Source organism: Anaerozeibacter quisquiliarum (assembly GCF_051162045.1).
GTDB classification, from domain to species: domain Bacteria; phylum Bacillota; class Clostridia; order Christensenellales; family Aristaeellaceae; genus Anaerozeibacter; species Anaerozeibacter quisquiliarum.
Genome location: NZ_JBISDI010000050.1, coordinates 1 through 25,348 on the forward strand (window position 1 = coordinate 1; position 25,348 = coordinate 25,348).

A 25,348-nucleotide genomic window follows, 5' to 3' on the forward strand; every position below is an offset into this window, starting at 1 on the left:
GGAAACAGTATCAGAGCAATAACAATGGAAGGGAGAGGTTATAAATGCCATCGGGCATTCAGCGCAATGTACAACTATGTCGTATCCCCACAAGCCGGACGGAAGCATATCTGCATCTAATTTAAGACGCTCCCCCAATACATAGGCGAAATTGAACACACGCTCACAGAGCTGTCCGATCCAGAGGTTAAAAGTCAGTTCGTCGCACAATGGACACCAGACACTCAGTATGTCACGGTTCATACATCCAGGAGGTGATTGTACATGGGTTTTCCCAAGGGGACGAGCGGAAATTTTCGGGGGAGGCCCAAACAGACTGCGCAGCAAAAAGAAGCGCGTGAGGAATTCAAAGCACTACTAAAGACCGCCACGGTACCCGCGCTCGAATCGATAATTGCAATTGCGCAAGATCGGCGCAACAAAGATAGGTTCGCTGCATGTCGCTTCATAATTGAAAAAGCATATGGCGCACACACAGCTTTTCTATCGGACGGCGCAGATGATGCAAGCCCTGTCGTTATCGTCCTAAGGCCAGGCCGGTGCGACAATCAGAACGAGGAAGATGATTGGGAAACGGTGCTCGAAGATGGAGATTTTGATTACGACGAGGAGGAATGATGTCATGTGCGATGCAAAAACTATCGGCAATAGCTGAGTATGCGCCAGGATGCGGAGAATGCCTCCGGACAACCTTTCTGCATTGGGTGGCAGGAACCACCTTGGAGAGCAAAGACGCTGTACAGGCCAAGGAGAGGCCGTGTAGGGCGCGCAAAAAATAAAAAGATAAAGTGGGGCGATAATTTCAGCCCGAGTTTGCGATGAGCGCGAAATATACTGGGCTATCGATACATTAGTTCACTTGAATATGTATTGATCCCTAATTATGAAGGGGAGCAATCTATATGGCGCACGAGAATGTTGTCGTAAAAATTGGGCACAGCGGAACCACCAGCAGCGGCACAGAACTGAAAATACCTCGCATGGCATCGATTCAGGCGGTAGCCAACGAAACAGGATTCTCCTACAAGACGCTTTGGAGACTATGCAAAGAGGACCGAATTGTTTATATCAAGTCGGGCAATAAGTACCTTATCAACTTCGACAAGTTCATAGATTATCTGAACACCGGAGAACAGCAGCGGGAGGACGTGAATTGTACGCTTTTAGGCGTGTAATGGCGACTCGCTGGTATGGTGTCGGAAAGTATACCTTTTGAGTCCAGCCGGGAGACGGCTCGACGAGGTATCAAAATGACCAAAAGAGTATTTGTGGAACCTCCACAAATTTGTGTTTACATTTTGAGTCCTTCGTGCTACAATAGACACGTAATCGAACTTATGTTCGATATTGCTTGAGAAAGAGGGATTCCGATGAAGTATCTGGGGTATCACCGGACAAGCACGAAGGATCAGCGCCTCGACAGGGGGATAGCCGAGATCAATCGGTTCTGTGCTGATAGCGGCATCCCCCTGTACAAAGGCAAGGTCTACACCGACCAGCAGACAGGCAAGAACTTCGACAGGCCGCGCTATTCCATGCTAAAAGACGAGATTTTGGAGAGCGGGGATGTGCTAATTGTCACGGAGCTATCAAAAATGGGAGGGAACTGAAATGAAGAAGTTTTTGTCATCTGTGCTCGTTCTCGCGTTGCTGTTTTCTGCTGGATTTGCCCTCGCCGAGGGTGCCGACTTTGCATCTATGAAAGATGACGAGCTTCATGCTCTGATCAACGGAGCGCGGAACGAGTTGACCAAGCGCGAAATGGTTGCTGCTGAAAAGACGGTGCTGCTTGAGCGGGATGGCATCACGGTTTACCTTACAGGTGAACATAAAACATGGGGGGATGGGGGCGTTCTCGGATTAGAAGCCGTAGTTGTGAATGATAGCGAAAATACCGTGAATGTTATGATGAACTCTGCGTCTGTGAATGGTTGGAATGTACTTACCGGCGGTATATTTAGCGTTGAATCGAAGAAGAAGAAAAAGAATACGTTCGAGATTAGAATACATGAAGCGGAACTGTCCTCATATGAAGCGATTGAGGATATGGAGTTTGTGCTTCGAGTATCGGATAGCAACTCGTACGATAAGATTTTCGAGACGGATAAGATATCTCTACACTTCAACGCTACCTGAGGTCGGTGCGTGGTAAATATACTGGAGATGTGGAGGAAGTAGAGATGGGCGGGAAGATTTTCGTACTTAATGGCGTTGACGAACTGACTGAGTTGACACAAACACAGTATTCAGACGAGGATTTCTTCCAAGGCCTGATCGAAAGGCACCCCTCAATTCTGGCGGGGGATCAGATTGACCCGGACAACCCCCGTAGGTGGATTTTTGTCTCGCGTGAAATGGGGGTTCCGTCTGAACACGAGGGTGGAGCGCAGTGGTTTCTTGACCATCTGTTTATCGACCAAGATGCGATACCGACCTTCATTGAGGTCAAACGTAGCACAGATACAAGAATCCGGCGCGAGGTGGTAGCGCAGATGCTCGACTATGCGGCCAATGGGATTCAATATTGGCCGGTAGAGTTAATCCGGGAAAGCTACGAGAAGAATTCGGCTGATGGAAGCGCCACCGCACTCGCCGATATTGGGGTGGGTTCCGAAAGCGAAGATGCCTTTTGGCAATCAGTCAGCGTAAACCTCCGTGCCGGAAGGGTTCGTTTAATATTCGCCGCAGATATAATCCCCCCTTCGTTGCGAAGAATCATTGAGTACCTCAATGGCCAGATGATTGATACCGAGGTGTTGGGGCTTGAGATCAAGCAATTCCTTTCATCGGACGGCCTCACAACGACATTGGTGCCAGACCTCATCGGCAAGACTGTGAGTGCGGCGCAAACAAAGCGTACAGGATCGCGGGCTTGGGACAGAGAGAGATTTTTTGAGGATGCGGCTAGGAACGGCGACGAGGTCGCTCAAGTGTGCGGCAACCTCTTGGAAGTCTTTGAATCGCTCGGTTGCTCTATTGGATGGGGCAAAGGAAAAAATCACGGGAGCTTTGTGCCTGAGTATCAAGGGAAACAGCGACATCTGTTTTGCACGGTATATAACTACGACAGCGGATCTTTCGTCGAGATGTCTTTCCAGCACATGAAGCCGCCGTTCAATGAGTTAGCGTACAGGTTGAAGTTGAGGTCTGCGCTCGAAGAGATACCCGGCGTACAAATCCCTGATGACAAGTTGGACAAGCGCCCCAGCTTCCCTGCGAGCCTACTGGCAAACGAAAAGAACTTCGCCCTTTTCACAGATGTGCTCAAAATGTACATTGCGGACATAAAGGCATCCGAGCAACCCGACTAATCCAGGCGTACCGAACATGGAATGCCCTGACGCTGATTGGCCGGGGCATTCCATGTCCGATGAAATCGTACTACTTTTGTTATACTAAACTTAGGCAGAGCCATACCGAGTTAGGGGAATGTGGGGGGAACTACACCCCCACAGAACGTAGTAATGGCGGCACTTAGAGGGAATTTGGGCGAGATAGGGCAAGCAGCTTATATTTTAATCTGAATTGAAATGGGGGCTACAGCGAACGGTAAAATGCCTTGAGCATATCCACGGCAGCGTCGCTGCTTTTCCGTGCGGCGGTTCATCGGCTGGATGGCCCATGGTATATCGGCATTCTCTTCTGAATGCGCTTCTTCGCTGTAAAGCAATAGATTATTCGGGGCAATCAGAAGCGCGGTGCAGACGGACATCGGCGTTTTAGGGACATGCCCGAAGCGCCGGCCTTAATTCGTGCACAGAAATTTAGCGAAACGCCGATCTTCTCGGCGGCTTGATCTTGCCAGAGTATCCTTAATCCCTCAGACCTGCGGATGATGGCGCCGTTTCAGTACTTGACGCTACAGCCTCTGCCGAGCTGTAACATCTCACGACATCATCGTCAATATCTCTTTCTCCGACAGGCCCGGGTGCAGCGCCTGGTTGATGCCCGAGGCCAGTATCTGCGCCACGTCGCCGACCAGGTCGTCGATCTCGCGCGGGGTGACGATCATCTCGCCCAGCGCGCCCTCGAACAGCTTCTCGCACAGGTGGTCGAGTTCCTCCTCGCGCGTGCCGTCGTCCTCGGAAAGCATCGACAGCGCGTCGCGCGCGATCGTGGCGGCGTAGATCACCGTGGGTACGCCCAGCGCCAGCACCTTAACGCCCAGCGTTTCGTCGGTCAGCGCGCTGCGGTGGTTGCCCACCCCCGAGCCCGGTTGGATGCCGGTGTCGGTCAGCTGCACCGTGGAGCCCACGCGGCTCGACGCCCGCGCGGTCAGCGCGTCGATCACGATCACCACGCGCGGGTTCACCTCGCGCACGATGCCGCGCGCCACTTCGAGCGTCTCGATGCCGGTTACGCCCAGTACGCCCGGCGCCACCGCGCACACCGGACTCATCCGATCGTCGACCGAATCCGGCAGTTCGCGGAAGATGTGGCGCGTGACCAACGTCCGCTCTACGGTCTTGGGGCCGAGCGAATCGGGCGTGACCGAGCGGTTGCCCAGGCCGATCACCAGCACCGGCCGGTCGTCCTCGGGCGGCATCAGCCTGAGCAGTTCCTCGCCCAGCAGGCTCGCCATGGCTATGCGCAGTTCCGGGCCCTGTTTGCGCAGCGGCGCGCACTCGAGCGTCACGTATACGCCGGGCGCCTTGTTCAGCAGCTTCGCGCCCTCGCCCGTGTCGATGCGCACCTCCGTAATCACGATGTCGCCCGCTTCCCACGACGATATGGTGACGCCGGGCAGGTCACGCGCACCGGTCTGCTCCATCGCGAGATCGGTCCGAATCTGACGCATGTACACATCTCCCCCTTATTGCGGTTACGGGATAGTGTCCCGCGCGCCGCCCTCTTCCATGCGCGCGGATGTGATTTTTACGTTGAGATCACGCAGAAGGTATTGCAATGGTACGCGCGCCGTGGTAAAATTACGGTTGTTGTAATTGACGGGCTGAGGAGGTGAATTGTCTTGCCGAACATCAAATCCGCCATCAAGCGCGTAAAGGTAAACGAAAAAAAGAACCTGCGCAACCGTATGATCAAATCCGCCACGCGGTCGGCCGTTAAGAAGTACGACGCCGCTGTCGCCGGGGGGAATGCTGACGCACAGCTGCTCAGCGCCACCGCGAGCGCGATTGACAAGGCCGCCAGCAAGGGCGTTATCCATAAGAACGCAGCAAATCGTAAAAAGGCGCGCTTGGCCAAGCGCCTGAACGCGGCCCAGTAAGTAATTGACATAACGAAGAAACCACCTCGCGCGCGAGGCGGTTTTTTTGCACCCCCATGCGACCGATGGCCCGCCGCCGCGCTTGCGCGTGCGGCGGGTTTTTGCTATACTTAGGCGGATGGTGTGAATGGGGGAATGCGGGTGCCGGAGGACGTGGCGCGCGCGCGGTGCTGGGTCGAGGTGGACCTTAAGGCGATTACTGCCAATTACTTGAGCGCGCGGGCGATGCTCGGGCCGGGTTGCCAGCTGATTCCCGTGCTCAAGGGCAATGCATACGGCTGCGGCGCGCTGCCGGTGGCGCATGTGCTTGCGGGGCTCGGCGCGCGGCTGCTGGCGGTGGCGACGGTGGGCGAGGCGCTGGAGGTTCTGCGGGCGACGGATATAGGCGTGCTGGTCATGGGGCCGGCGGGCGAGGCGGAGTTGCCGGCGGCAATCGACGCGGGCGCGGCGCTGACCGCCTATTCGCCCGAGCAGGCGCGGCTGATCGGCGCGTGCGCGCAGGCCCTGAAGAGACCGGCGCGCGTACACTTCAAGCTGGACACCGGGCTGCACCGGCTGGGTTATGAACCCGAAACCGCCGCGCGGGATATAATTGAGGCGGCGAAGCTTAAGGGCATCGTCCCCGAAGGGCTGTTTACTCACTTGGCGTTGCACAGCGCCTCGCTCGACGAGCGCCAATTCGAGGCGTTCGACCGGGTGGCCGGGCAACTGGAAGGCGCGGGGCTGCACCTGTTTAAGCATGTGCTCGACAGCATCGGACTCGTACGCTATCCCGATCGCCAGTATGGCGCGGTGCGCGTGGGCGCGTGGCTGTACGGCGTGTGCCCGGTCGGATACGAACACCCCGAGCGTGACAAGCCGGTGGCGCGGTTCATGGCGCGCGTGGCGCAGGTGCGCAGCGTGCGCGCCGGCGAGCTGATCGGCTACGACGACGACCACCCGCTTGGGCGCGACGCGCTGGTGGCCACGCTGTCGGTCGGGTTTGCCGACGGCTGCCCCCGCTTCGTCGAGACCGGCGAGGTTGAGGTTCGCGGCCGGCGCGCGCGGGTGCTGGGCCGGGTGTGCATGGATCAGATGATGGTGGATGTGACGGCCATCGAGGGCGTGCGCGCGGGCGACGTCGCCACGCTGCTCGGCGGCGGGATAACGATCGAGGAGTACGCGCGCCGGGGCAATTTCAACCGCAACGAGGCGTTGGCTCGAATCGGCCCGCGCGTGCCGCGGGTATATTATTGAAAGGGATGCGGCATAACCATGGATGACGCCCAAGTTATGGCGGCGGTGCGGGCGGTCGAGGGCTGGATGATCGACTGCCGGCGCGCGCTGCACCAGGTGCCCGAGCTGGGGTTTGAACTGACGCAAACCCGCGCCTATGTGCGGGACAGGCTTCATGAATTGCGCATCCCCCATGCCGACTGCCAGGGCGGGCTGCTGGGGCTGATCGAGGGCGCGCGGCCGGGTCCGACGCTTTTGCTGCGCGCCGACATGGACGCGCTGCCGCTCGAGGAGCCCAGCGGGCCGTTCAGTTCGCGCCATCCGGGCAGGATGCACGCCTGCGGCCACGACGCGCACACGGCGATCCTGCTGGGCGCGGCCAAGGTGCTCGGCGAGCACCGCGACGCGCTGTGCGGCAATGTCAAGCTGCTCTTCCAGCCGGCGGAGGAGACCGACGGCGGCGCGAAGCCCATGGTCGAGGCCGGCTGCATGACGGAGCCGCCCGTCGACTGGGCGTTCGGACTGCATGTGATGCCCCGGCTGCCGGTGGGCGTTGTGGAGACGCGCGCAGGCACGCTCAACGCCGCGACCGACGGCCTGACGATCCGCATACATGGCAAATCCGGGCACGGCGCGTACCCCGAGGGCGGCGCGGACGCGATCGTGTGCGCGGCGCAGCTGATTTCCGCACTCCAGACGCTGATCTCGCGCAATGTGTCGCCGCTCAGCAGCGCGGTGCTACACATCGGCATGATCGAGGGCGGCGCCGCGCCCAACGTCATGTGCGACCTGGTCACGCTGCGCGGTACGCTGCGCACGGCCGACGGGGCGCTGCGCCTCGCGTTGAAGCAGCGCATCCGCGAGGCGGTTCAGGGTGTTTGCCAGGCGATGGGCTGCACGGCGGACGTCGCGGTCGAGCCGGGCTACTGCGCGCTGGTCAACCAGCCGAACGAGGCCGGGCGGGTGCTTAAACTGGCCGAGCGGCTATACGGCGCTAAAGGCGCGCTCGAGGCCGCGGCCCCCAGCATGGGCGGCGAGGATTTCGCCTACTTCATCGAGCGCACGCCGGGCGCGTTCTTCCACGTCGGCTGCGCCGATCCGGCGCATATGCCGGCGCCGCCGCTGCACAGCCGCGCGTTTACATTGGACGAGCGGTGTTTGACGGTGGGCGCGACGATGGAGGTTGCGCTGGCGATGGAATTGATCGGAACAAAAAGGAGCGATGATTGATATGAAGATCTTTCTGTCGGCCGACATCGAGGGCACCTGCGGCATTGCGCATTGGGACGAGACCGAGCAGGGCAAGAACGGCTACCCGCACTTTGCCGAGCAGATGACGCGCGAGGTGGCCGCGGCCTGCGAGGGCGCGGCCGATGCCGGCGCGACCGAGCTGCTGGTCAAGGACGCGCACGACACGGCGCGCAACCTGAACCCGCAAGCGTTGCCGCGCTGCGCGCGTATCTTCCGCGGCTGGGGCCGCCACCCCTATTCGATGATGGCGGGGCTCGACAAGAGCTTCGACGGCGCGCTGTTCACCGGCTACCACGCCTGGGCCGGCTCCGACCATAACCCGCTGGCGCACACGATGAACCTCGGCGTCTCTGAGCTCACGATCAACGGCATGCCGGGTTCGGAGCTGCTGATCAACTGCCTGACCTGCGCCTACGAAGGCGTGCCTACGTACTTCGTGAGCGGCGACGCCGGGCTGTGCGCCTGGGTGCGAACGGTCAACCCGAACATCGCGACCGTGCCGGTCTCGCGGGGCGAGGGCAACGGCTCGATCTCGATCCATCCGGACGTGGCCGTGGAACGCATCCGCGGCGCGGTCGCCGAGGCATTGAAGGGCCCGCGCGAGGATTACCTGTTCCCGCTGCCCGAGTCGTTCGAGGTGGAGGTTCGCTACCGCGATCACTTTGCGGCCAAGCGCGCGGGTTTCTATCCGGGCGCTGCGCAGCTCGGAGCGCATGCCGTGCGCTACCGCGCCGACGATTACTTCCACGTTCTGACATTTTTCTCATTTGTATTGTCATAAATCGGGCGATTATGCTATAATACGGCGGGATGTGGAATGGATGATTAAGGCTCGCGCCCTCGCGCCGGGCGGTACGCTGGGCTTTGTGGGGGCGTCGGGCGCGCTCGGCGATCCCGAGGCGCTCACATGCGCGGCGGCCAAGGCCGAAGCCATGGGCTACCGCGTGGTGCTGGGTTTAAGCTGCACCGCGCGCTACGGCTACCTGTCGGGTGACGACGCGCTGCGCGCGCGGGATCTGAACCGCATGTTTTCGGACGACGCGATCGACGCGGTGGTGTGCATCCGCGGCGGGTACGGCGCGCCGCGCATACTCGACCTGCTTGACTACGAGGCGGCGGCAAGGCACCCGAAGCCGCTGATCGGCTATTCAGACATCACGGCGCTGCACTTGGCCTACCAGCGGATGAGCGGCCTTATTACCTTTCACGCGCCGATGCCGACCGGCGACTGGGTCGAGGCGGGGTTCGAGGCGTTCAGCGCTCCGTCGATGTTTGACTGCCTGTCGGGGACGCAGGTGGGTGTGCCGCTTCGCAACCCCGAGGGGATCGAGCCGCGCTGCTTGCGGTCGGGCGAGGCCGAGGGCCGGCTCGTCGGCGGCAACCTGACGCTGATCTGCGCGCTGACGGGCACGCGATACATGCCCGACCTTCAAGGCGCGATCCTGCTGCTCGAGGACGTGGACGAGCGGCTGTACCGTGTGGACCGGATGCTGACGCAGCTCAGGCTCGCGGGCGCGTTCGACGCCTGCGCGGGCGTGGTGCTGGGCCAGTTTACGCGCTGCGACAGCGAGTACGAGGATCGGGCGCTGAGCTTTGAGGAGATCGTGCGCGACGTGGTGCTGCCCTCGGGCAAGCCTACGTTGTCGAATCTGATGATCGGACATGTGCCCGACAAACTCACGGTGGCGCTCGGGGCCAGGTACCGCCTGGACGCGGCGCGCGGCGCGCTGACGCTGCTGGAAGCGCCCTGCGCGTAAGACCCGCCGCAACCAATGCGGCGGCGAGGCCGTCTAAAGAGACAAATACCGGCATATGAGGGGAAATGTGGTCACACTGTTTAGGAGGGTAAAGGCATGAACTACGCAAGGCGGGTAGGGGCGTTGTTGCTGGTCTGCGCGCTGCTGGCGGGCATGCTGCCGGCGCTGGCTGAGGCTCAGGAAGCGGGAGGCGACCGATCGACGCACGGCGCGTTTGCGACGCAATTGGGCGGCATCGTGTACGCGGCGCTGTACACCGGCAGCGAATACGGGCTGTACAGCGTGCCCACGCAGGGCGGCGAGCTCAAGCAGTTGGACGTGGCCGCCGACCTCGGCGAATTGGTCGCGGCGAACGGCTTTGTGTACTACATGCGCGTGAAGGATGGCGTGCAGCAGATCATGCGCGTGGATGAGGCGGGCGCGGTCAGCGTGTTGTCCGACTTCGAGAGCGGCGTTACGGCCGACCGCCTGAGCTGGTACGAGGACGTGCTGTACTGCGTGGCCAACGGACGGCTCTACATCGTGGATCCCAACACGGGCGAATCGCTGCTGCTGTGCGACGAGCCGGTCAGCGACTACGCGATCGTGAGCAATGTGATCTACTATATCTCGGGCGCGGAGATGATGAACTACGAGCGCACCGTAACCGGGCAGGAAGCGCCGGTCACGCAGGAAGGCGGCACGCTGTGGTCGATGTCGATCATGGGCACCAACCCCGAGCGGCTGGTGCAGAAGGGCGTGACCGACCTGCGCGCGCTCGGCAACTACCTGTTCTTCCACAACCTCGAGGACAACTACCTGATGGGTTCGGCCAACGAAATGTGGCTGGAGGGCAAGCTGTACCGCTACAACATCGAGACCGCGCAGATGTCGTCGATGAACCTCGACTACGACTGGGACTACTACCCAACCGAAAAGGGCGTGGTGGTGTACAGCTCGCAGGACATCTCGCTTTACCCGCTGACCGGCGGCGAGAAGCGGCAAGTGATGGCGCCGGAGCTGCGCGCGAATGTCACGGCGAACGGCGACTGCGCGTTCGTGTACGAGTACACAGCGGGCAAGCTGACCAAGCTGCCGCTCGACGGCTCGCCGGCGATAACGCTGGCCGACGACAGCGACGTGCTGCCCACGATCTCAAACGCCGCCCCCGAGGATGAGCTGCCGGTCGACGACGCGGAGCTCGGCGGCGAGACCGGCGACGTCGGCGAGGGGACCGACGACGGCGATGCGGACGTGCCCGACGAGAGCTACGACGATGAGAAGGACGCCTCCACACCGGGCACCAGCTCGAGCTACATCTTCGCCAATTCGTCCAAGAAGAAGCTGACGCGCAAGCAGGTGCTGGCGATCGACAAGTCGCTGTGGGGCTACGCGCGCAACGAAATCTACGCGCGGCACGGTTACGCGTTCAAGAACAGCAAGTATAAGCGCTACTTCTCGAAGAAGAGCTGGTACAGCGCTGGCGGGTTTGCGTCGAGCAAGCTGAGCACGATCGAGTGGTACAATATGGAACTGATTAAGGGTCTGGAGGAGGAGTACGGTCTGCTGGAGGGCACCGGCTCGTCGTCCAGCAACTCCTCGGCCAAGGACAACACCTACATCCTCAAGGAAGCCAGCTCGAAGAAGCTGACGAAGAAATACCTGAGGGACAAGCTGGGCAGCAAGTCCAAGTACGCGCTGGCGCGCAACGAGATCCTGGCGCGGCACGGCTACGTGTTCAAGACGGACAAGTACAAGAAGTACTTCCGCAACCAGAAGTGGTACAAGCCGGGCGGGTATTCGTCGGGCGACCTGAGCAAGACCGAGTGGCACAACATCGAGCTGCTCAAGGAACTGGAAGACGAGTAGCGAAAACGAGGGCTGCGGACGCACAAAAGCGCCGCAGCCCTGTTTTTTTGTGCGCGGATGCGATCACAGGGGCGACCACAGGCCGCCCCCACGGGTTTTTGACGGTTGCATTTCAGCCGGCCTCGGCCTGCTTGAGCACACCCCACAGGTTCATCCCCGCGATGCCCGCCAACGTCTCTTTATCATACCCCCGCGCCTCGATCATGCGCAGCAAGGCCGGAAAGTCCTCCGGCCCCCCGAGCCCTTCGGGCCAGCGCTCGATCCCGTCGAAGTCCGAGCCAAAGCCCACGCATTGCTCCGCGCCGGCCTCGCACAGCGCGTCCAAGTGCCGAAGCACGTCGTCTGCGACCGCATCCCGGTCGAGCGCCAGGAACTTTGCGTAGAAGTTGAGCCCGATGAAGCCCCGCCTGCGCGCGATCTCCCTGACCTGCGCCCGGGCCAGGTTGCGCGGGGTTTCGGTCACCCAGCGCGCGTTGGAATGGCTGGCGATCACGGGCAGCTTCGCGCGCGCGAGCACTTCGTCAATCCCCGCGTCGTTCAGGTGCGACACGTCGCACAGCATGCCCAGGGCGTCCATCTCGGCGATCAGCTCGCGTCCGAACGGCTTCAGGCCCTTGCCCGAGCCGCCGACCGCCGGGTAGCCGATCTCGTTTTCGTAGTTCCAGGTCAGCGCGATCATCTTGACGCCCAGCGCGTGGAAGTGATGCAGCCGCGCAAGGCTGCCCTCCAGCACCTCGCCGCCCTCGATCGACAAAATCCCGTGCGGCCCCTCCGGCGGTACGTCCGGCAGGGGGCCGCGCACGAGCGGCACGCCGAGCAATGGAATCATGTCGAGCATCTTTCGCGCGCGCGTCCAGGGCGTGCCCGAATCGCCGCTCCCGCCCGAAAACAGCGCGTACGTTTGCAGAGCGACCCCGCCCGCCTCGAGCCTTTGTGGCGTCACCATCAGCTTTTCCGGGCGCGCGCCCAGCACGCCGAGCGCGTACAGCGAATCGCAATGCGCGTCCGCGATAAACACATGCATCCCCTCCCGCGCCATTATAGCGCGCGCGCCCGGGCGGCGCAAGTGCAGGATGGGGCAGGGGGGGATGCAAAAATGAAGAAATTTGCTACTTGTAATCGGACGCGGCGGGTGTTATAATATTGAATAAATTCAATGGATGGAGGTATTTCCATGAGGAAGCTGCTCTCGATGCTCCTGATCCTGGTGCTGGCGCTGGGTGTGGCCTCGGTCGCGATGGCCGAAGCCCCCGATTACAAGATCGCCATCGTGACGGGCACCGTCTCCCAGAACGAGGAGGAGTTCCGCGCGGCGGAGCGCCAACAGGCCAAGGATCCCGACCACATCGTGGTTGACACCTATCCCGACAACTTCTCGCAGGAGATGGAGACCACCATTTCCAAGATCGTGGCCTTCGCCGACGATCCCGCCGTCAAGGCCATCATCGTCTGCCAGGGCGTGCCGGGCACCAAGGCCGGCTTTGATAAGGTGCGCGAGATGCGCGACGACATCTTCCTGGCCGTGGGCGTGCCCCAGGAAGACCCCGCCGTGATCTCGGCCGCTTCCGACATCGTGCTGTACGCCAACGAGGCCGCGCAGGGCGACTCCATCATGGAGAAGGCCGCTGAGTGGGGCATCGAGGTGTTCATCCACTATTCGTTCCCGCGCCATATGGCGATGGAGACCATCGTCGCCCGCCATACCGCGCTCAAGGCCAACGCCGAGACGCTGGGCATTGAGTTCGTGGACGCGGTCGCGCCCGACCCGACCGCCGAGGCCGGTATTACCGCCTCGCAGCAGTTCATCCTCGAGGACGTCCCGCAGAAGATGAAGCAATACGAGGGCAAGAAGGTCGCCTTCTTCACCACCAACTGCGGTATGCAGCCCCCGCTCCAGCAGGCGGTGCTCGATCAGCCCAACGCCTACTATCCGCTGCCCTGCTGCCCGAGCCCCTACCACGGCTTCCCGAGCACGCTGGGCCTTGAACTGGCCATCGGCGGCGACGACAAGGCCGCGCTCGAGCAGATCGCCGCGAAGCTCGCCGAGCACGATGCCGTGGGCCGTTACAGCACCTGGCCGGCCCCGCTGAACATGACGCTGGTCGACGTGGCCGCCGAGTACGCGCGCGGCTACATCGCGGGCACCATCACCGAGCGCAACAACCCCGACGTGGTGAAGGATTTGTTCAACAAGGCCTTCGAAGGCTCGAAGGTCGAGCAGTACACCAACGCCGAAGGCACCACGCTGCCCAACTACTACGTCGCGTCGCTGCCGCAGGTCGATTTCAACGACTACTTGAAGTAAGAAGGGTCTAATTGGGAAACGGAACGGCCCACCCCAAAAGGGGTGGGCTGGTTTCCGTAAGAAGGAGGAAGCAACTTGGGCCGAGACTACGTGCTGGAAATGCGCGGCATCACCAAGTGCTACGGCGAGAACACCGTGCTTGAGGACGTCGCGCTGACCGTGAGGCCCGGCGAGATACACGCGCTGCTGGGCGAGAACGGCGCGGGCAAATCGACGCTGATGAACGTGCTGTTCGGCATGCCCGTGATCCACAATACTGGTGGGTTTGCGGGCGAGGTGCTGCTTTCCGGCGAGCCGACGCGCATCGCGTCGCCCCACGACGCCATGGGGCAGGGCATCGGCATGGTGCATCAGGAGTTCATGCTGCTGCCCGGCTTTACGATCGCCGAGAACATCAAGCTCAACCGCGAGATCACCCGGCCAAACCTTTTCAGCCGGACGCTTCGGAATAAGGACCTCGAGACGCTCGACATGCCGACGATGGCCGGGGACGCGCGCCGCGCGCTCGACAGCGTGGGCATGGGTATCGAGGAATACACCCTTGTCAAAGGGTTGCCGGTCGGCTACATGCAGTTCGTCGAGATCGCGCGCGAGATCGACAAGACCGGCATCAAGCTGATGGTCTTCGACGAGCCGACCGCCGTGTTGACCGAGTCCGAGGCCGAGCAGCTGATCCGCGTTATGAAGCAGATCGCCGCCAGCGGCATCGCGATCATCTTCATCACCCACCGGCTGGACGAGGTGATGGCGGCGGCCGACTCGATTACGATCCTGCGCGACGGCAAGCTGGCCGCTACGCGCAAGGTCGGCGAGACCAACATCGTCGAGCTGGCCGAGCTGATGATCGGGCGCAAGGAAGGGGACATGGCGCACGCCGCCAGATCCGAGCGGCATTCCGATGTCGTAGCGCTCGAGGCCAAGCACCTGTCGGTCGATATGCCGGGCGAGGACGTCAAGGACGTGTCGCTGACCGTGTACGAGGGCGAGATCCTGGGCATCGGCGGGCTGGCCGGTCAGGGCAAGCTGGGCATCCCCAACGGCATCATGGGGCTGTACCCGGCCCAGGGACAGGTGACGTTCTTCGGCAAGCCCCACGCGCTCGGCGATGCGCGCGCGGCGCTGACGTGCGGCATGGCCATGGTGTCGGAGGATCGGCGCGGCGTAGGGCTGCTGCTCGACCAGTCGATCGAGGACAACATCGCGTTCAACGCCATGCAGATCAAGGGCGAGTACCTGTACAAGTTCGGCCCGCTGACCAACAAAAACGGCCGCGCCATCCGCAAGACGGCGAACGAGATGATCGCTCTGCTCGACATCCGCTGCACCGGCGCGACGCAGCACACGGGCACGTTGTCGGGGGGCAATCAGCAGAAGGTGTGCGTCGCGCGCGCGCTGACCATGAATCCTAAATTCCTGTTCGTGTCCGAGCCCACGCGCGGCATCGACATCGGCGCGAAGAAGCTGGTGCTGGACACGCTGGTCAGGCTCAACCGCGAGCTGAACATGACGATCGTCATGGTGTCCTCGGAGCTCATGGAGTTGCGCTCGGTCTGCGACCGCATCGCGATCGTGTCGGAGGGCGAGGTGGTGGACGTGCTGACGCCCGACCGCTCCGCGGCCGATTTCGGCCTGGCCATGTCGGGGATCGTGCCGGGCACACAGGAAGGGGGAGAAGCGCATGGCTAAGCGATGGCCGCAAAAACTCACGGCGATCCTGCTGTTTGTCGTTGCCGCGGCGCTGATCGTCACCGGCACGCTGGGGATGAGTCGGCGCGCGAGCTTGCAGGGCCAGGCGCTGCTGAACGGCATGCGCGTGCGCTCGCTGCTGACCGCGACCGGCAGCGGCGTGGTGGAGTCCTATGCCAACATCGCCAAGAAGGAAGCCAACGCGAAGGCGACCGAGCAGGGCGTGAAGATCGCCGAACGCCGAAAACTGGTCGATCAGGCGGTGGAGGAGGCGCGGGCGAAACACAGCTCGATCGACGTAGACCTGTCGCAAGTCGATACCGCGCCGCTCACCGCGGCGGCGGGCCGGCTCGAGGCCGCGCTGTCCGCGTACTATGCGCAGGAGAAGGCCGAACAGCAGGCGTACGTGGCGCGCATGGGCGAAAGAATCGTCGATCAGCCTGCCGAGGAGCAGCCGAACAGCGCGGACGCGCTGAACGCCGAGGGCGGCGAAGCCGATATATCGCTGGGTTCGCCCGCGGAGCAGAAGGTTGACCTGTCGGGCTTCGTGGCGAGCGAGCAGCTAGGCGCGCTGATGGCGGAAGCCGACCGGCAGTTTGTGGAATTGGCGCAGGCGCTCAAGGCGGTCTATCCGGTGCTGGACGACGAGGCGATGAATTCGCTTCGGGACACCATCAAGACCCTGATCGCCCAGCCGGGCGACGACTACGCCACGGCGTTCGACCGCTTCAACCAGGCGGGCGGCGCGGAGGCGCTTACGGACAATCTGTGGACCGCGCGCATGCTGCGCTACGGCGACGACATGATCTCGGTCGGCGTGGGCCTGTGCCTGCTGGGGCTGCTGATCCTGTTTTACCGGGCGCTAAGGGATAAGCTGGGCGTGCCGCGCATCATCATCGGCAGTTTCTTCACGCTGCTGTGCGTGCTGAGCGCGCTGTACGACCTGTCGCTGATGGACCTGCTAAGCAACTCGGTGGTGCGCATGGGCATGAACGCCATCTTGGTGCTGGCCATGCTGCCGGGCATCCAGTGCGGCATCAGCCTGAACCTGGGGTTGCCGATCGGCATCGTGGGCGGGCTGCTGGGCGGGCTTTTGTGCATCGAATTCAAGATGACCGGGGCGCTGGGCTTCTGGTTCGCGATCGCCGTCGGCATGGCGATTGCCGCGGTGACCGGCTACCTGTACGGGCTGCTGCTCAACCGGCTCAAGGGCAACGAGATGGCGGTCACCACCTACGTGGGTTTCTCGGTGGTGTCGCTGATGAGCATCGCCTGGCTGACGCTGCCGTTCAAGTCGCTCGAGCTTCGCTGGCCGCTGGGCACGGGCCTCAGGAATACGCTGTCGCTTGGCTCGTCGTTCAAGCACGTGCTGGACAATCATTGGGCATTCAACATCGGCTCGTTCCGCGTGCCGACCGGGCTTTTGCTGTTTATGGCGGCGGCCTGCGCGCTGATGTGGCTGCTTGGCCGCTCCAGGATCGGCGTGGCGATGCAGGCGGTGGGCAACAACCCGCGCTTTGCCGAGGCGACCGGAATCAGCGTGGACAGGATGCGTATCGTGGGCACCATGCTGTCCACCATGCTGGGCGCGGTGGGCATTCTGGTGTACTCGCAGAGCTACGGCTTCATGCAGCTGTACAACGCGCCGCGTCAGATGGGCTTCATCGCGGCTTCGGCCATCCTGATCGGCGGGGCGACCACCGCGCGCGCCAAGATCAGCCATGTAATCATCGGCACCTTCCTATTCCAGGGCGTGCTGACGTTGGGCATGCCGGTCGCAAACGCGCTGGTGCCCCAGTCCACGATATCCGAGACTCTGCGCATCCTGATCTCCAATGGCATCATCCTGTATGCGCTGACCAAGTCGGGAGGTGCGTCGCGTGGGTAAGAAGAGCTTTTCCCAGATCATGAAGGACAACGCAGTCACCGTGATGTTCGCGGTGCTGTGCGTGGTGGCGGTCGCCTATTCCGGGATGTCGGTTTCCGGTGTCCTGTACGAGCTGTTCGGGCGGCTCAGCCGCAACGCGTTCATCGTGCTGGCGCTGATTATCCCGATCGTGGCCGGCATGGGCATCAACTTCGCCATCACGATCGGCGCGATGGCGGCGCAAATCGCCGCACTGTGGGTGATGGAGTGGCAGATCCCCGGCATTTGGAGCTTCGTGGTGGCGGCGCTGATGACGCTGCCGATCGCGGCGCTGTTCGGCTACCTGATCGGCAGCCTGCTCAACAAGATGAAGGGGCAGGAGATGATCGGCGGCATGATCCTCGGCTACTTCGCAAACGGCCTGTACCAGTTGCTGTTCCTGTTCATCTTCGGCAATCTGATCCCGCTGACGCGCAAGGGGCTGACGATCAAGGGCTCGGTGGGCGTGGCCAACACGATCGACCTGAGCCAGGCGGGCGGCATGAAGTACACGCTCGACAACCTGTGGAAGCCGGACTTCGGCCCGGCGCTGTACATCGTGCTGGGCGTCCTGTTGGCCGTTCTGTTGATCTCCTTCGCGCTTAAGCGCACAAGCGGCAAGCGCGTGGCGATCGGCACCGCCGTGCTCGCGGCCTGCGCCGCGCTGTACCAGTTGCCGCAGGTGGCCGAGCTGTTTGCCAAGGTCAAGGTGCCGATGGTGACATTCGCCTTGGTGGGGCTTTTGTGCCTGTTCAACCTGGCCATCATGCGCACGCGGCTGGGCCAGCAGTTCCGCGCCGTCGGGCAGAACATGACCGTGGCCAACGCCTCGGGCATCGGCGTGGACAAGGTGCGCGTAATCGCGATCATGATCTCGACCGTGCTGGCCGGCTGGGGGCAGCTGATCTTCGTGCAGAACATCGGCTCGTTCCAGACCTACGTCGCGCACGAGCAGGTGGGCCTGTACGCCGGCGCGGCGATCCTCGTGGGCGGCGCGTCGATCGTGCGCGCGACCAACGGCCAGGCGCTCTTGGGCTGCATTTTGTTCCACACGCTGTTCATCGTAGCGACCGCCGCCGGCAAGAACCTGTTCGGCGACGCCAACATCGGCGAGTACTTCCGCGTGTTCGTCTCCTACAGCGTGATCGCGCTGTCGCTGGTGATGCACGCCTGGAGCACGGCGCAAAAGCGCAAGCCGCAAAACGCGATCCGGGCCGCGGGGCGGTAGGCGTGAGCCGGTTAAAGCTGGGCGTGTGCGCGCCCATTGACTTAATCCTCGACGCGGAGCGATTGGGCTACGATTTCCTCGAGGGGAATCTGTCGGAAGTGGCGCTGATGACGGAGCCGGGCTTTCGCCGGGTGTACGCGCTGGTGAGCGAAGCGGGCATCCGGGTGGAGGCCATGTGCTGCATGCTGCCGCGCGAGCTGAGCGTGACCGGGCGCGGCGTGGACGCGCGCGCGCTGCACGACTACCTGGATTTCTCGTTCAGCCGCGCCAAGCGCCTGGGCGCGGAGGTGCTGACCCTCGCGAGCGCGGGCGCGCGCCAGGTGCCCGAGGGCTGGCCGGTGGACCTGGCGTGGCGGCAGTTCTCGAACTTCCTGCGCATGCTGGAGCGCCACGCCGCCGACTACGATCTCACGATCGCGGTGGAGCCGCTCTGCCGCAACGAGTGCAACCTGCTCTCCACGGTGTCCGAGGCCACGCTGCTGTGCTCGATCCTGCAGCTGAACCATATCAAGGTGCTGGCCGACACCTACCACATGGCGATGGAGCACGAGCCGCTTACCAGCCTCGTACAGGCGGGCTCGCTGCTCGCGCATGTGCACACCGCCTGCGCGTTGGGGCGCAGCTTCCCGAAAGCAGGCGACGGCGAGGATTACAAGGCGCTGTTTTGGGCGCTGGATCAGGCCGGCTATTTGGGGCGCGTGAGCGTGGAGGCCGGCTACGACAATTTTGAGGAGGACGCGAAGGCGGCGTTCGAGGTGCTCGACGCCGCGCGCAGGACGCTATGAACATCGTTATTGTCGGCGATGGCAAGGTGGGCTTTGAGCTGGCCGATACGCTGACTCAGGAAGGCCACGATGTGACGATCGTGGACAACAACCGGCAGGCGCTCAACCGCGCGGACGAGGCGCTCGACGTGATGTGTATCAGCGGCAACGGCGCCAACGCGCACACGCTGCAGGAAGCGGGCGTGGATCAGGCCGACATCCTGATCGCGGTCGCCGCGCAAGACGAGATCAACATGGTGTGCTCGCTGATGGCGAAGAAGCTGGGGGCCAAGTACGTGATCGCGCGCATCCGCGACCCCGGCTACACCGAGAGCCTTGCGCTGCTGCAGGGCGAGATGGGCATCGATATGGTAATCAACCCCGAGCGCGGCGCGGCCTACGAGATTTCACGGCTGTTCCGCTATCCGTTCGCGGTGGACGTGGAGTCGTTCGCGCACGGGCGGGTGGAGATGGTCGGGCTGCGCGCCGAGGAGAAGGATCCGATCGTGGGGGTGCCGCTGCGCGCGCTGGCGGCCGAGTTTCCCAAGGTGCTGTACTGTGTGGTCGAGCGCGAGGGCCGGCCTGCGATCATTCCGGGCGGGGACTTTGTGATCGAGCCGGGCGACAGGCTGCACGTTGCGGGCGATTTGATGAGCATCACCCAGTACTTCAAGAAGCTAAAGCGCAACACCCAGCCCGTGCGCAGCGCCATGCTGATCGGCGGCGGGCACATCTCCTACTACCTGGCCAAGATCGTCGCGGGCATGGGCATCGACCTGCGCATCATCGAGCAGAAGAGCGAGAAGTGCCACCGGCTGTCCGAGCAGCTCGAGGACGTGACGATCATCCACGGCGACGGCACCGAACACGAGTTGCTGCTGTCCGAGAACGTCCATGAGATGGACGCGCTGGTGTGCCTGACCGACCGCGACGAGGAGAACCTGATCGCTGGGCTGTTCGGCGTGCGCCAGGGCGTGGGCAAGGTCATCGTCAAGGTGAACCGGCTGAACTATTTGGATCTGCTCAAGGGCATGGGGATCGAGAGCGTAGTCAGCCCCAAGCGCACCACGGCAGGCGCGATCCTGCGCCAGGTGCGCGCGATGGAGAACGCGCAGAACGCGCCGATTGAGAAGGTACACCGGGTCGTGGGCGGCCAGGTCGAGGCGCTGGAATTCACCGCGATGGCGGGCGCGCCCTACCTGAACGTGCCGATCCGGTCGCTGCGCATGACCGAGGGCGTGCTGGTCGCGGTGCTGGTGCGCGGGCACAAGATCATCATACCGTTCGGCGACGACCGCATCGAAGCGGGCGACACGGTGATCCTGATGGCCAAGGCCAGCCACATCACGAGCTTGGAGGATGCCTTGGGGAAGCGCTGACTTGTTTTGACGTCGGCTGACGGACGCTTTCGCGCCCGTTCATCCCTTCCGAAACCTCGGCGTAGCGTTGCTGCGCCTACAGTTTCGCAAGGGACAATCGGACGGAAAATCACCCCGTCAGCCGTCGCCCGGAAAAACGGCGCTTCCCCGGGCTGATAGAATCTATGAACATACGCCTGGTGCTCAGCCTGCTTGGCAGGGCCATGATGGTGGAAGGCGCGTTGCTGCTGCCCTCGGCGGCGGTGGCGCTGATGCACGGGGAAGACCCTCGCGCGCTGCTGCAGGGCGCGCTGTTGGTGGCCGCGCTCGGCCTCTTGATCGTCAAGTTGTCCAAGCCAAAAAACACCAACCTGCGCGCCAGAGAGGGGCTCGCCTCGGTGGCGCTGATCTGGGTGGCGCTGTCGTTCTTCGGCGGGCTGCCGTTCTACTTTGACGGCGCGATCCCTTCGCTGACCGACTGCTTCTTCGAAACGGTATCGGGCTTCACCACGACCGGCGCGACCATCCTGACCGACGTGGAGGCGCTGCCCAAGGGGCTGCTGTTCTGGCGCAGCTTCACGCATTGGGTGGGCGGCATGGGCGTGCTGGTGCTGTCGCTGGCGCTGCTGCCCAACATGGGCGCGCGCACGGGCCATCTGATGAAGGCCGAGTCCACAGGCCCCGCGCCGGGCAAGCTGGTGCCGCGCATCGCGCATTCGTCGCGCATCCTGTATAAGCTCTACCTGGCGCTCACGCTGCTGCAGCTGGTCGCGCTGCTGATGTGCGGGCTCAACCTGTACGACGCGCTGATCCACACGTTCGGCGCGGCGGGCACGGGCGGGTTCTCGAACTACGCGCTGAGCGCGGGGCATTTTCAAAGCCCGGCGGTGGAGATGGTGCTGGCCGCGGGCATGCTGTTGTTCGGCGTGAACTTCTCGATGTATTTTTTGCTGCTCGGCAAGCAATGGAAGTCGGTGCTGCGCAACGAGGAACTGCGGCTGTACCTGAGCATCACGCTGGTTGCGACCGCGCTGATCGCGGTCAACATCCTGCCGGGCGCGGGCGATATCTGGACGGCGCTTAGGCAGAGCTTCTTCCAGGTCTCAACGATCATCACCACGACCGGCTATTCGTCGGTCAACTTCGACAAGTGGCCCGAGTTCAGCCGCTGGATTCTGGTGCTGCTGATGCTGGTGGGCTCATGCGCCGGTTCGACGGCGGGCGGCATCAAGATGGTGCGGCTCAACTTGCTGCTCAAGTCGGTGAAGCACGAGCTGTACCGCGCGGTGCATCCGAACGGTGTGGCGGTGGTCAAGACCGAGGGCCGTGCGGTGGGCGAGGGCGTGCTCGGGCAGGTGCTGGTGTTCTTCTTTGCGTACCTGCTGGCGCTGTTTCTGGCGGTCTTAATCATCTCGCTCGACGGGTTTGATATGGTAACGAACCTGACCGCCGCGCTGTCGGCGCTGAGCAACATTGGCCCGGGGCTGAACATCGTGGGCCCGTTGGGCAGCTTCACCGGGTATTCGATCTTGAGCAAGTGGGTGCTGTCGGCCTGCATGCTGATCGGCCGGCTGGAGATATATCCGATGCTGCTGTTGGTGATTCCGTCGATGTGGCGGAGACATTGAGCGACTTGCGGGCCGCGTCATCTCCGGCTTCCCTGATCGACTTGCGGTACTGGTTCGGCGACGCGCCGTACTGCGCGCGGAACACCGCGTTCAGCCGTCCCGCGGAGAAGAAGCCCGCGGAGGTCGCCACCTCCTCGAGCGGCAGGTCGGTCGCGCGCAGCAGCTTTGCGGCGCGCTCGATCCTCAGCATATTCAAATATTCCTTGGGCGAGCGCCCGTCCACGCGCTGGAACACGCGGAACAGCTGCGACCGGCTCAGCCCCACGAATGCGGCCACGTCGGTGACGCGCACGTCGCCATGATAGTTGCCCTCGAGGTACCACACGGCTTTCTTGTAGTAGCGCTTCTCGAGCTCCTCGTTGAGGCTGGCGCGTCCCTGCCCGATCTCGGACAGCAACTGATACAGCGCGCCCAGCATCGCCATGTCGCCGAGGCGCATCTCGGAAGCGGCGCGCAGCATGCGCCGGATGCGCTCATACGGGTCGATCTCCGCGTCCAGGTCGAACACCGGGTTATCGCGCGTCAGACCGATCGTCTCGGTCAGCGTCGAGGCGTTGCGCCCGTCATAGCCCACCCAGGCGTACCGCCAGGGATCGTCGTCGTCGGCGCGGTAGGTGGCTTCCTGGCCGGGGAAAATGATGAAGCCCTGCTTGGCAAAGATGTGGTGCGTACGGTCGTCGGCCCAGAAGACGCCGGTGCCTGACGCGACATAGTGGATCAGGAAATGGTCGCGCACGGCGGGGCCGTACATATGCCCGCGCGCGCATGCCTCGCTGCCGCACTGGCGCACAAACACGTCCTTGTCGGCGGAATCTCCGCTCCAGTAAATCTCCATACGCACACCCCACGCAACATTATGAATCTATCTTGCAACAAAATAGGCTGTTTGTCAAGAAAATTGACAGATATAATTGGGTACAGGTTTCCGAATATGAATAAGGAGGAATTATGTTATGAAGAAACTTGCATCCCTGATGATCGCGCTGTTGATGATCCTGTCCGCGATGCCCTTGGCGGCCGCCGAGGAACCGGTGACGCTCACCTTCGCGTTCTGGGACACCAACCAGGAGCCCGGCATGAGGGCCATCGCCGAGGCCTACACCGCCAAGCATCCGAACGTCACGATCGAGACCCAGGTGACGCCCTGGAACGAGTACTGGATGAAGCTGGAAGCCGGCGCGATGGGCGGCGATATGCCCGACGTGATGTGGATGCACGCCAACCAGATCGTCAAGTACGTCGAGGCGGGCACGCTGCTCGACCTGAACGACATGAACTACGACTACAGCCCCTATCCCGAGGGCGTGACGAAGCTGTACTTCATGAACGACGTGCACTGGGCGATCCCGAAGGATTACGATACGATCGCGCTGGCCTACAACAAGGAGATCTTCGACGCCGCCGGCGAGGCCTATCCGGACGACAGCTGGGATTGGGCCAAGTTCCGCGAGGTCGCGATCAAGCTGACCGACAAGGACAAGGGCGTCTACGGCTACGGTGTGGCCAACACCGGGCAGTCGGGCTACCTGAACTTCATCTACCAGAACGAAGGCTTCGCCTTTGAGAACGGCGTGGCGGGCTTCGACCAGCCCGCGACCCAGGAAGCCATGCAGTTCTATGCCGACCTGCTGCTCAAAGACGGCGTCTCCCCGACCCTCGAATCCTTTGCCGACATGAACGCCGACGACCAGTTCTGCGCCGGCAAGCTGGCGATGCTGACCGTGGGCAGCTGGATGATGAGTTCCTACACCCAGAACGAGCTCATCAACGGCAAGTTCGACCTGGCCGTGCTGCCCAAGGGCAAGGTGCGCGCCTCGATCTACAACGGCCTGGGCTATGCCGGCGCCGCGGGCACCAAGCACCCCGAGGTCGTGAAGGACTTCCTGGCCTTCTGCGGCACCGAGGAAGCCAACAAGCTGCAGGCCGAGAAGAAGGCCGCCATCCCCGCCTACAAGGGCACCGAGCATTACTTCACCGACCTGTTCGACATCAACATCAAGTGCTATCCCGAGATGATCGAATACGGCGTGCAGTACCCCTTCTCTCCCCGTAAGTCGCTGTGGTATGACGCCAAGACCGAGATGATGACCTCGATCCTCAGCGGCCAGTCGAGCGTCGCCGACGCCGCGAACGCTCTGCAAGCCACCATCACCGAGGCCGAGGCGGGCTAACCGCCGGGTGGTATGGACCCGCCGCGCCGGGACGTCGGAGGGGCCCCTCCGGCGTCCCGGCGGATTTAAGGGAGGTGACCGGGCGATGGCCATGGTAAGGCGTGTCGGCCCGAAGCGCAGATGCGCGTTCAAGTCGGAATGGGCCTGGGCCTATTTCCTGATTGCCCCGACCATCATCGGGCTGATCGTTTTGAACATCTACCCGTTCTTCAGCTCGATCGTGATGAGCCTTCAAAAGATACAGGGATTGACGGCCCCCAAGTTCATCGGCCTCAAGAACTACCAGACGCTGTTTGCGGATAAGTTGGTCATGCAGGCCACGTGGAACACGCTGTACTTCATGCTGCTCACCGTGCCGGTCGGCGTCATGCTGTCGCTCGCCATGGCGACGCTGCTCAACAACGAGATCGGCGGCCGCGACATCTACCGGGGCATCTACTTCCTGCCGCTCGTGGTCGCGCCCGCCGCGATCGCGATGGTGTGGCGCTGGATGTTCAACACCGAGAGCGGCATCATCAACCAGGCGCTCGGGGCGCTGGGCATCACCGGTCCCAGTTGGCTGGGCAATCCGGCCACCGCGATCATCGCCTGCGCGATCATCACGATCTGGAGCACGCTGGGCTACGACCTGGTGCTGCTGCTCGCGGGCCTGCAATCGATCCCCCGGAGCTACTACGAGGCCTGCGAGATCGACGGCGCGGGGCCGCTGCGCACCTTTTTCAACATCACCGTGCCGCTGGTATCGCCCACGCTGTTCTTCGTGACGACGCTGCGCGTCATGTCGGCGATCAAGGTGTTCGACGTCATCTATATGCTGGTCAAGGACTCCAACCCCGCGTTCAACAAGACCGTCTCGCTGATGGTGCTGTTCTACCGCGAGGCGTTCAGCAAGTTCAACAAGGGCTACGCGTCCACGATCGTGCTGTGGAGCTTTGCGATCATCGGCGTTTTGACCGCGCTGCAGTTTGTCGCCGAGAAGAAATTGGTTCACTACGATTGAGGAG

The 25,348-nt window shown here is 62.4% G+C and carries 23 protein-coding genes; 20 read left to right on the plus strand and 3 right to left on the minus strand.

The window, feature by feature from the left end; all coding sequences use genetic code 11:
* Positions 1-264 precede the first annotated feature (264 nt).
* The 5 genes from ACH6CV_RS16405 (at position 265) to ACH6CV_RS16425 (ending at position 3,311) form a co-directional block, all read left to right on the plus strand.
* Positions 265-618, plus strand: a complete 354-nt coding sequence (locus ACH6CV_RS16405; RefSeq protein WP_456359296.1) for a hypothetical protein — start codon at positions 265-267, stop codon at positions 616-618.
* 284 nt (positions 619-902) lie between these two features.
* Positions 903-1,175: a hypothetical protein gene (locus tag ACH6CV_RS16410; RefSeq protein WP_456359297.1), complete on the plus strand. Its 273-nt coding sequence runs from the start codon at positions 903-905 to the stop codon at positions 1,173-1,175.
* A 195-nt stretch (positions 1,176-1,370) separates the two neighbouring features.
* Entirely contained in the window at positions 1,371-1,610 is a 240-nt protein-coding gene (locus ACH6CV_RS16415) for a recombinase family protein (RefSeq protein ID WP_456359298.1), read from the plus strand.
* A 1-nt stretch (position 1,611) separates the two neighbouring features.
* Positions 1,612-2,136 (plus strand): hypothetical protein, encoded by a 525-nt coding sequence (locus ACH6CV_RS16420; RefSeq protein ID WP_456359299.1) that lies wholly within the window; start codon positions 1,612-1,614, stop codon positions 2,134-2,136.
* 44 nt (positions 2,137-2,180) lie between these two features.
* Complete coding sequence (locus ACH6CV_RS16425; RefSeq protein ID WP_456359300.1) at positions 2,181-3,311, plus strand: hypothetical protein; 1,131 nt, start codon at positions 2,181-2,183, stop codon at positions 3,309-3,311.
* A 575-nt stretch (positions 3,312-3,886) separates the two neighbouring features.
* On the opposite strand, the gene gpr is transcribed toward ACH6CV_RS16425, so the two are convergent.
* Positions 3,887-4,798: a GPR endopeptidase gene (gene gpr, locus ACH6CV_RS16430; protein ID WP_456359301.1), complete on the minus strand. Its 912-nt coding sequence runs from the start codon at positions 4,796-4,798 to the stop codon at positions 3,887-3,889.
* A gap of 171 nt (positions 4,799-4,969) precedes the next feature.
* On the opposite strand from gpr, the gene rpsT reads away from it, so the two are divergent.
* The 6 genes from rpsT (at position 4,970) to ACH6CV_RS16460 (ending at position 11,298) form a co-directional block, all read left to right on the plus strand.
* Complete coding sequence (gene rpsT, locus ACH6CV_RS16435) at positions 4,970-5,227, plus strand: 30S ribosomal protein S20 (protein WP_456359302.1); 258 nt, start codon at positions 4,970-4,972, stop codon at positions 5,225-5,227.
* 123 nt (positions 5,228-5,350) lie between these two features.
* The gene (gene alr / locus ACH6CV_RS16440) at positions 5,351-6,463 is read left to right on the plus strand and encodes an alanine racemase (RefSeq protein ID WP_456359303.1); all 1,113 of its coding nucleotides are present in this window, start codon (positions 5,351-5,353) and stop codon (positions 6,461-6,463) included.
* An 18-nt stretch (positions 6,464-6,481) separates the two neighbouring features.
* A complete protein-coding gene (locus ACH6CV_RS16445; RefSeq protein ID WP_456359304.1) occupies positions 6,482-7,672 on the plus strand; it encodes a M20 metallopeptidase family protein in 1,191 nt (396 codons plus the stop codon).
* A gap of 1 nt (position 7,673) precedes the next feature.
* Positions 7,674-8,474, plus strand: a complete 801-nt coding sequence (locus ACH6CV_RS16450; RefSeq protein ID WP_456359305.1) for a M55 family metallopeptidase — start codon at positions 7,674-7,676, stop codon at positions 8,472-8,474.
* 40 nt (positions 8,475-8,514) lie between these two features.
* A complete protein-coding gene (locus ACH6CV_RS16455) occupies positions 8,515-9,450 on the plus strand; it encodes a S66 peptidase family protein (RefSeq protein ID WP_456359306.1) in 936 nt (311 codons plus the stop codon).
* A gap of 96 nt (positions 9,451-9,546) precedes the next feature.
* Positions 9,547-11,298 (plus strand): YARHG domain-containing protein, encoded by a 1,752-nt coding sequence (locus ACH6CV_RS16460; RefSeq protein ID WP_456359307.1) that lies wholly within the window; start codon positions 9,547-9,549, stop codon positions 11,296-11,298.
* A gap of 112 nt (positions 11,299-11,410) precedes the next feature.
* On the opposite strand, the gene ACH6CV_RS16465 is transcribed toward ACH6CV_RS16460, so the two are convergent.
* Positions 11,411-12,316 carry a dipeptidase gene (locus ACH6CV_RS16465; protein ID WP_456359308.1) on the minus strand — a complete coding sequence of 302 codons (906 nt, stop codon included), beginning with the start codon at positions 12,314-12,316 and terminating at the stop codon, positions 11,411-11,413.
* A 156-nt stretch (positions 12,317-12,472) separates the two neighbouring features.
* Here ACH6CV_RS16465 and ACH6CV_RS16470 point away from each other — a divergent pair, with 156 nt between their 5' ends.
* The 7 genes from ACH6CV_RS16470 (at position 12,473) to ACH6CV_RS16500 (ending at position 22,173) form a co-directional block, all read left to right on the plus strand.
* Positions 12,473-13,603, plus strand: coding sequence for a DUF3798 domain-containing protein (locus ACH6CV_RS16470; RefSeq protein ID WP_456359309.1), 1,131 nt, complete (start codon positions 12,473-12,475; stop codon positions 13,601-13,603).
* Between the two features lie 99 nt (positions 13,604-13,702).
* The gene (locus ACH6CV_RS16475) at positions 13,703-15,289 is read left to right on the plus strand and encodes a sugar ABC transporter ATP-binding protein (RefSeq protein ID WP_456359318.1); all 1,587 of its coding nucleotides are present in this window, start codon (positions 13,703-13,705) and stop codon (positions 15,287-15,289) included.
* Positions 15,282-17,177 carry an ABC transporter permease gene (locus ACH6CV_RS16480; protein WP_456359310.1) on the plus strand — a complete coding sequence of 632 codons (1,896 nt, stop codon included), beginning with the start codon at positions 15,282-15,284 and terminating at the stop codon, positions 17,175-17,177. Before ACH6CV_RS16475 ends, ACH6CV_RS16480 begins: the two co-directional genes overlap by 8 nt.
* A complete protein-coding gene (locus ACH6CV_RS16485) occupies positions 17,170-18,423 on the plus strand; it encodes an ABC transporter permease subunit (protein ID WP_456359311.1) in 1,254 nt (417 codons plus the stop codon). The genes ACH6CV_RS16480 and ACH6CV_RS16485 overlap by 8 nt, the downstream gene beginning before the upstream one ends.
* Positions 18,424-18,425: 2 nt before the next feature.
* Complete coding sequence (locus ACH6CV_RS16490) at positions 18,426-19,208, plus strand: sugar phosphate isomerase/epimerase family protein (protein ID WP_456359312.1); 783 nt, start codon at positions 18,426-18,428, stop codon at positions 19,206-19,208.
* Positions 19,205-20,566 carry a Trk system potassium transporter TrkA gene (trkA, locus tag ACH6CV_RS16495; protein WP_456359313.1) on the plus strand — a complete coding sequence of 454 codons (1,362 nt, stop codon included), beginning with the start codon at positions 19,205-19,207 and terminating at the stop codon, positions 20,564-20,566. The genes ACH6CV_RS16490 and trkA overlap by 4 nt, the downstream gene beginning before the upstream one ends.
* A gap of 164 nt (positions 20,567-20,730) precedes the next feature.
* Positions 20,731-22,173 carry a TrkH family potassium uptake protein gene (locus ACH6CV_RS16500; protein ID WP_456359314.1) on the plus strand — a complete coding sequence of 481 codons (1,443 nt, stop codon included), beginning with the start codon at positions 20,731-20,733 and terminating at the stop codon, positions 22,171-22,173.
* Here ACH6CV_RS16500 and ACH6CV_RS16505 read toward each other — a convergent pair.
* Entirely contained in the window at positions 22,058-23,008 is a 951-nt protein-coding gene (locus ACH6CV_RS16505; RefSeq protein ID WP_456359315.1) for an AraC family transcriptional regulator, read from the minus strand. The genes ACH6CV_RS16500 and ACH6CV_RS16505 overlap by 116 nt on opposite strands.
* Positions 23,009-23,126: 118 nt before the next feature.
* Here ACH6CV_RS16505 and ACH6CV_RS16510 point away from each other — a divergent pair, with 118 nt between their 5' ends.
* Together ACH6CV_RS16510 and ACH6CV_RS16515 are read left to right on the plus strand one after the other, a co-directional pair.
* Entirely contained in the window at positions 23,127-24,344 is a 1,218-nt protein-coding gene (locus tag ACH6CV_RS16510) for an ABC transporter substrate-binding protein (protein ID WP_456359316.1), read from the plus strand.
* Positions 24,345-24,429: 85 nt separating this feature from the next.
* A complete protein-coding gene (locus ACH6CV_RS16515; RefSeq protein ID WP_456359317.1) occupies positions 24,430-25,344 on the plus strand; it encodes a carbohydrate ABC transporter permease in 915 nt (304 codons plus the stop codon).
* Positions 25,345-25,348: the final 4 nt, after the last annotated feature.

Bases quoted from the DNA above. Each gene is read 5' to 3' on its own strand.
- trkA (WP_456359313.1), top strand. From the start codon at position 19,205: ATGAACATCGTTATTGTCGGCGATGGCAAGGTGGGCTTTGAGCTGGCC.
- ACH6CV_RS16480 (WP_456359310.1), top strand. From the start codon at position 15,282: ATGGCTAAGCGATGGCCGCAAAAACTCACGGCGATCCTGCTGTTTGTC.
- ACH6CV_RS16510 (WP_456359316.1), top strand. From the start codon at position 23,127: ATGAAGAAACTTGCATCCCTGATGATCGCGCTGTTGATGATCCTGTCC.
- ACH6CV_RS16515 (WP_456359317.1), top strand. From the start codon at position 24,430: ATGGCCATGGTAAGGCGTGTCGGCCCGAAGCGCAGATGCGCGTTCAAG.
- ACH6CV_RS16500 (WP_456359314.1), top strand. From the start codon at position 20,731: ATGAACATACGCCTGGTGCTCAGCCTGCTTGGCAGGGCCATGATGGTG.
- gpr (WP_456359301.1), bottom strand. From the start codon at position 4,798: ATGCGTCAGATTCGGACCGATCTCGCGATGGAGCAGACCGGTGCGCGT.
- ACH6CV_RS16450 (WP_456359305.1), top strand. From the start codon at position 7,674: ATGAAGATCTTTCTGTCGGCCGACATCGAGGGCACCTGCGGCATTGCG.
- ACH6CV_RS16470 (WP_456359309.1), top strand. From the start codon at position 12,473: ATGAGGAAGCTGCTCTCGATGCTCCTGATCCTGGTGCTGGCGCTGGGT.
- ACH6CV_RS16505 (WP_456359315.1), bottom strand. From the start codon at position 23,008: ATGGAGATTTACTGGAGCGGAGATTCCGCCGACAAGGACGTGTTTGTG.
- ACH6CV_RS16425 (WP_456359300.1), top strand. From the start codon at position 2,181: ATGGGCGGGAAGATTTTCGTACTTAATGGCGTTGACGAACTGACTGAG.
- ACH6CV_RS16445 (WP_456359304.1), top strand. From the start codon at position 6,482: ATGGATGACGCCCAAGTTATGGCGGCGGTGCGGGCGGTCGAGGGCTGG.
- ACH6CV_RS16415 (WP_456359298.1), top strand. From the start codon at position 1,371: ATGAAGTATCTGGGGTATCACCGGACAAGCACGAAGGATCAGCGCCTC.
- ACH6CV_RS16420 (WP_456359299.1), top strand. From the start codon at position 1,612: ATGAAGAAGTTTTTGTCATCTGTGCTCGTTCTCGCGTTGCTGTTTTCT.
- ACH6CV_RS16460 (WP_456359307.1), top strand. From the start codon at position 9,547: ATGAACTACGCAAGGCGGGTAGGGGCGTTGTTGCTGGTCTGCGCGCTG.
- ACH6CV_RS16405 (WP_456359296.1), top strand. From the start codon at position 265: ATGGGTTTTCCCAAGGGGACGAGCGGAAATTTTCGGGGGAGGCCCAAA.
- ACH6CV_RS16475 (WP_456359318.1), top strand. From the start codon at position 13,703: ATGCGCGGCATCACCAAGTGCTACGGCGAGAACACCGTGCTTGAGGAC.
- ACH6CV_RS16455 (WP_456359306.1), top strand. From the start codon at position 8,515: ATGATTAAGGCTCGCGCCCTCGCGCCGGGCGGTACGCTGGGCTTTGTG.
- ACH6CV_RS16410 (WP_456359297.1), top strand. From the start codon at position 903: ATGGCGCACGAGAATGTTGTCGTAAAAATTGGGCACAGCGGAACCACC.